The 5,315-nt window shown below is 66.0% G+C and carries 5 protein-coding genes; all 5 read right to left on the reverse strand.

Annotated elements, in window-relative coordinates:
* Nucleotides 1-168: 168 nt before the first annotated feature.
* The gene (gene purF, locus JNN06_RS08080; RefSeq protein ID WP_291239081.1) at nt 169-1,647 is read right to left on the reverse strand and encodes an amidophosphoribosyltransferase; all 1,479 of its coding nucleotides are present in this window, start codon (nt 1,645-1,647) and stop codon (nt 169-171) included.
* A 105-nt stretch (nt 1,648-1,752) separates the two neighbouring features.
* Nucleotides 1,753-2,370, reverse strand: a complete 618-nt coding sequence (locus tag JNN06_RS08085; RefSeq protein ID WP_291239082.1) for a CvpA family protein — start codon at nt 2,368-2,370, stop codon at nt 1,753-1,755.
* Between the two features lie 22 nt (nt 2,371-2,392).
* A complete protein-coding gene (gene radA, locus JNN06_RS08090) occupies nt 2,393-3,745 on the reverse strand; it encodes a DNA repair protein RadA (RefSeq protein WP_291239083.1) in 1,353 nt (450 codons plus the stop codon).
* A complete protein-coding gene (locus JNN06_RS08095) occupies nt 3,745-4,716 on the reverse strand; it encodes an LLM class flavin-dependent oxidoreductase (RefSeq protein WP_291239084.1) in 972 nt (323 codons plus the stop codon). The genes radA and JNN06_RS08095 overlap by 1 nt, the downstream gene beginning before the upstream one ends.
* Nucleotides 4,713-5,141, reverse strand: a complete 429-nt coding sequence (locus JNN06_RS08100; RefSeq protein ID WP_291239085.1) for a paraquat-inducible protein A — start codon at nt 5,139-5,141, stop codon at nt 4,713-4,715. The genes JNN06_RS08095 and JNN06_RS08100 overlap by 4 nt, the downstream gene beginning before the upstream one ends.
* Nucleotides 5,142-5,315 lie beyond the last annotated feature (174 nt).

Below are 5,315 nucleotides of genomic sequence, written 5' to 3' on the forward strand. Positions count from 1 at the left end.
TTGATGGGCCAGGGCGGGGGGCTACACCCCCCCGGACCCCCGTGGGATATTTGGGTCAGGTTGAAATGGCAAGGTGATGTGCTGCCGCAGCCTTGGTCTTCAACCTGATGAAAATATCCCGGGGGTGCGGGGGCTGGCCCCCGCTGGTTTCGGGTTGCTTTTGGCGGATCAGGCCGCCGGTTCCTTCATCTCGAAGCCTTCGGCCAGTTTGTCGGCGGGGGGGATCGGGTATTCGCCGGAGAAGCAGGCGTCGCAGAATTTGGGGGCTTTCGGATCGCGGCCCTGCGCCTCGCCTGCGGCGCGGTAGAGGCCGTCGAGCGAGATGAACTTGAGGCTGTTCACGCCGATCCAGTCGCGCATCTCATCTTCGGACATGGTGGCGGCGAGAAGTTTGGAGCGTTCGGGCGTGTCCACGCCGTAGAAGCAGGGCCAGGCGGTGGGGGGCGAGGCGATGCGGAAGTGGACCTCCGCCGCGCCGGCATCGAGGATCATGTCCTTGATTTTGCGCGAGGTGGTGCCGCGCACGACCGAGTCGTCCACCAGGATCACGCGTTTGCCCTGAATGAGCGCGCGGTTCACGTTCAGCTTCAGCCGGACGCCCATGTTGCGGATCGCGTCGGTGGGTTCGATGAAGGTGCGGCCCATATATTGATTGCGGATGATCCCCATGGCGTAGGGGATGCCGCTTTCCTGGCTATAGCCGATGGCGGCGGGGGTGCCGCTGTCAGGCACCGGGCAGACCAGATCGGCCTCTACCGGGGCCTCTTTCGCCAGTTCCACGCCGATTTGGCGGCGGGTTTCATAGACCGAGCGGCCCATCAGGATCGAGTCGGGGCGCGAGAAATAGACCTGTTCAAAGATGCAGAACCGCGAGGCAGCGGGTTGGAAGGGCCGGGTGGATTGCACCTTGTTGCCTTCGATCACCACCATTTCACCCGGCTCGATCTCGCGCACGAACTCGGCCCCCACGATGTCCAGCGCGCAGGTTTCCGACGACAGGCACCAGCCGCTATCGCCCAGACGCCCCAGCACCAGCGGGCGCACGCCATGCGGATCGCGCACGCCGATCAGTTTGGTCCGGGTCATGGCGACCACCGAGAAGGCGCCCTCGACGCGGCGCAGCGCGTCCTTGATGCGTTCCGAGATATTGGTCTGGATCGAGCGCGCCATCAGGTGAATGATGCATTCGCTGTCCGACGAGGATTGGAAGATCGAGCCGCGCTCGATCAGTTCCTTGCGCAGCGCCGCCGCATTGGTGAGGTTGCCGTTATGGGCAATCGCCGCACCGCCCATCGAAAACTCGCCGAAGAAGGGCTGCACGTCGCGGATGGCGGTGGCCCCTTTCGACCCGGCGGTGGAGTAGCGCACATGGCCGATGGCCAGCGGGCCGGGCAGGGTGGCCATCACATCGGCGCGGGTGAAATTGTCGCGCACATAGCCGAAGCGGCGGGCAGAGTTGAAGCCTTGCTCGGGGTCGTGGCTGACGATGCCACCGGCCTCTTGCCCGCGATGTTGCAGGGCGTGCAGGCCGAGGGCCACGAAATTCGCCGCATCGGCCACGCCGATCACGCCGAAGACGCCGCATTCCTCTTTCAGCTTGTCCCCATCCTCGAAGGCATCAAAGGGGGTACCGGGGATGGCGCGCATGGTGGCTCTCCGAATCCGAAAGGGGGGCATTGGCCCCCCTTTACTGCCTTGTCGCCAGACTGTCACGCCCGGAAGCGCCGCGTTGCAGCAGGCTGCGACCGCGCCTCAGCCGTTGGTGGCCGGTGCGGCGGGGGCTGCGCCCGGCGCTGCCGGGGTGCTGGGGGTGACCGGCGCGCCGCAGACCGACACGAGGCCTTCATATTTGCTGACGATCCAGCCCGGCGCGTCGCTGGGCAATTGATCGTCGATATTGCCCTGGAACGAGGCAAAGACTTTGGCCGCGCGCGAATTGTCCACCATGGGCACGGTGTCGCCCGGCAGGGCGCGATCATAAACGATGAAGGCCACCGCCACCAGAATCACCCCGCGCGCCACGCCGAACAGGAAGCCAAGCGCCTGATCGAGGCCGCCCAGGATCGACTGGTTCACCCAGCTTGACAGCAGCGGCGTGAACAGCGCGGCAATGACGAGGCCGATGGCAAAGACAGCGGCAAAGGCCACCACGATCGACAATTCGCAGCTGTCACCGATCACCTTGGAGAGGACCGGGATCTCCTTCACCAGCGGTTGCGCCTGTGCGGCAAAGGCATAGGCCAGCACAGCCGCGCCGATCCAGCCCGCGATGGCCATGATCTCGCGGATTAGGCCGCGCGAATAGGCGAGGATCGCCGACAGCACGATGACCGCAGCCACCACGCCGTCAATGATGGTGAAACCTTCCATTCCGTTCACTCCCTCGGGTGCGTCAGCCCGCCCCGAACATTTCGCCCACGAAAGCCGTTAGATCGGCCATTTCCCGCAGGCGCATCCCCTCTGCCAGCCCCGCCTTGGACCGGCTGGGCAATACCGCCTGTGAGAAACCAAGTTTCGCGGCCTCTTTCAACCTGTTTTCGGTCTGGCCCACCGGGCGCAGCGCGCCAGACAGCGAGATTTCCCCGAAAAGCACCATGTCAGGCGGGATCGCCACATCCTCGCGCGCGCTGAGAAGGGCGGCGGCGATGGCAAGATCGGCGCCGGGTTCCGACACGCGCATGCCGCCCGCCACGTTCAAAAACACATCCAGCCCGGTGAAGGGGATGCCGCAGCGCGCCTCCAGCACGGCCAGAATCGTCGATAGCCGCCCTGAATCGATGCCCACTACCGTGCGGCGCGGCGTGCCGAGATTGGAGGGCGCGACGAGGGCCTGCACCTCGGTCAGCACGGGGCGGGTGCCCTCGATGCCCGCAAAGACCGCCGAGCCGGGCGTGGCGGATTCGCGGTCTGACAGGAACAGGGCAGAGGGGTTGAGAACTTCCGACAACCCGTCGCCCGTCATCTCGAACACACCGATTTCATCAGCGGGGCCGAAGCGGTTTTTCACCGCGCGCAGGATGCGGAACTGGTGGCCGCGCTCGCCCTCGAAATACAGCACCGTATCGACCATATGTTCCAGCACGCGCGGGCCTGCGATGGCGCCCTCTTTGGTCACATGGCCGACGATGACCACGGCCACACCCTTGCGCTTGGCGAATGTGACCAGCTCATGCGCGGCGGCGCGGACCTGCGACACCGAGCCGGGAGCGCTTTCGACGTTATCGAGCCACATGGTCTGGATCGAGTCGATGATGGCCAGTGCCGGGCGTTCGGCATCCAGCGTGGTGAGGATGTCGCGCAGGTTCGTTTCGGCCCCAAGCCCGACAGGCGCGTTTTGCAGACCAAGTCGCTGCGCGCGCATGCGCACCTGGGCGGCGGCTTCCTCGCCCGAGATATAAAGGCATTTCAAGCCATTGCGGGCGAAACTTGCCACAGCTTGCAGCAGCAGCGTGGATTTGCCGATACCCGGATCGCCGCCCACGAGAATGGCCGAGGCGGGCACGAGGCCGCCGCCCAGCACCCGGTCCAGCTCGCCGATGCCGCTGCTGGCGCGGGGGGGCGGGGTGTCTTCGGTGGCCAGATCGCTGATCGGGATGGTGCGGCCCTTTTGCGTGGGGCGCGGGCCGGAGGAGAGCGCGGCTTCCTCGACAATGGTGTTCCAGGCGCCGCAGGCGTCGCATTTCCCCGCCCAGCGGGGGGTGACATTGCCGCAGGCGGTGCAGGAGAAATTGCGTTGTTTGGCCATCAGCGCCAAGCCTCTGCTGTCAGGGAAAGCGAGCGCTGGCGCGCCGCGAAATCATGGGTGTCGGTGACGAGGATCAGCTCATTCGCGCCGGTTTCCTGCGCGATGCCTTGCAGCGCTTCGCGGACCTGGGCCGGTGGGCCCACAGCGCTGCACGCGAGCATGGCGGCCACCTGCCGTTCCTCACGCGGGGTCCAATCCAGCGGGCCGGGGGGCATCTGATAGCGGCGATTGCCACGGATCAGCCCCAGAAAGCCCTGCTGCATGGTGGTGAACAGGTGTTGTGCCTCGGCCTCTGTCTCGGCGCAGATCACATTCACCGCGACGATGGCATGGGGGCTTGCGAGCCGGGCCGAGGGGCGGAAATGGCTGCGATAAACGTGCAGCGCGTCATACAGCTGGGTGGGTGCGAAATGCGAGGCGAAGGCGAAGGGCAGGCCAAGGTGCCCGGCCAGCTGCGCGCCAAACAGCGATGACCCCAGAATGAGCATCTCCACCTCGGCCCCGGCGGCGGGAACGGCGGTGATGCCAAGGTCATTTTCGGGCGCGAACCAGCCCATCAGCTCCACCACGTCCTGCGGGAATTGCTCGGCCCCTTGCGGGTCACGGCGGAGCGCCCGGATCAGCGTGGCGCCATCGGTGCCGGGGGCGCGGCCAAGGCCAAGGTCGATGCGGCCGGGATGCAGGCGGGCCAGGGTGCCGAATTGCTCGGCCACCTGATAGGGCGCGTGATTGGGCAGCATGATGCCGCCCGCGCCGATGCGAATGCGGCGGGTCTGCGCAGCCACATGGGCCAGCACCACCGGCACGGCGGCAGAGGCGACACCGACCATATTGTGATGCTCGGCCACCCAATAGCGTTTGAACTCAAGCGCTTCGACATGGGCGGCGATGCGGGCGGCATTGTGCAGCGCGACGCCCGGCCCCTGATCCTCGCGCACGCGGGTGAGATCGAGCAGGGAAAGCGGGATCATTGCGGGCTCCGCAGAAAGATCGAGGTGAGGATGCAGGCGGTGAACAGGTAAAGGCCCCAGGCGGTTTCCACCGTGCCAAGGCCGATGCCCTTGGCGATCACCACATAGAGCGCGATCAGGAAGATGTCGGCCATGGCGAGTTTGCCCAGAAGGGCCAGCGCGGGCTCGGCGCGCGGGTCCAGCAGGCCGAAATCGCGCAAGGCCCGGCCCAGAACCTTCAGGATGGGGGCGAAGATGGCGCAGAAAGTGACAAGGAGCGCGAGGATCGGGTCACTGTCCCAGAGCGATTGCAGGCCAGAGATGACCGAGATTTCCGACAGGCCGAACAACGGCAGAAGCCCCGCGCGCAGGAGGGGCGCGAACCACGCAACCGGGAAGGCCAGCAGCAGCGCGAGGTTGAGGTATTTCGGGAGGGTGTTGGACATGGCCGCGATCCTGCGGCGAAAGCCGGGCAGGTGCAAGGGGAGGGGGCGCGGTGACGGGGGGGCGGACCAGAAACCACATCGCGTGACCTCGGCGATGGACACGGCAAGTTATGTGCTGTGCGAAAGGGCACGTGGCTGCGGGCCAACCGCAAGAGTAGCGAAGGATGTGGTCAA

Source organism: Gemmobacter sp. (genome assembly GCF_016792925.1).
GTDB lineage: Bacteria > Pseudomonadota > Alphaproteobacteria > Rhodobacterales > Rhodobacteraceae > Gemmobacter.

Bases quoted from the DNA above. Each gene is read 5' to 3' on its own strand.
- purF (WP_291239081.1), bottom strand. From the start codon at position 1,647: ATGCGCGCCATCCCCGGTACCCCCTTTGATGCCTTCGAGGATGGGGAC.
- JNN06_RS08085 (WP_291239082.1), bottom strand. From the start codon at position 2,370: ATGGAAGGTTTCACCATCATTGACGGCGTGGTGGCTGCGGTCATCGTG.
- radA (WP_291239083.1), bottom strand. From the start codon at position 3,745: ATGGCCAAACAACGCAATTTCTCCTGCACCGCCTGCGGCAATGTCACC.
- JNN06_RS08095 (WP_291239084.1), bottom strand. From the start codon at position 4,716: ATGATCCCGCTTTCCCTGCTCGATCTCACCCGCGTGCGCGAGGATCAG.
- JNN06_RS08100 (WP_291239085.1), bottom strand. From the start codon at position 5,141: ATGTCCAACACCCTCCCGAAATACCTCAACCTCGCGCTGCTGCTGGCC.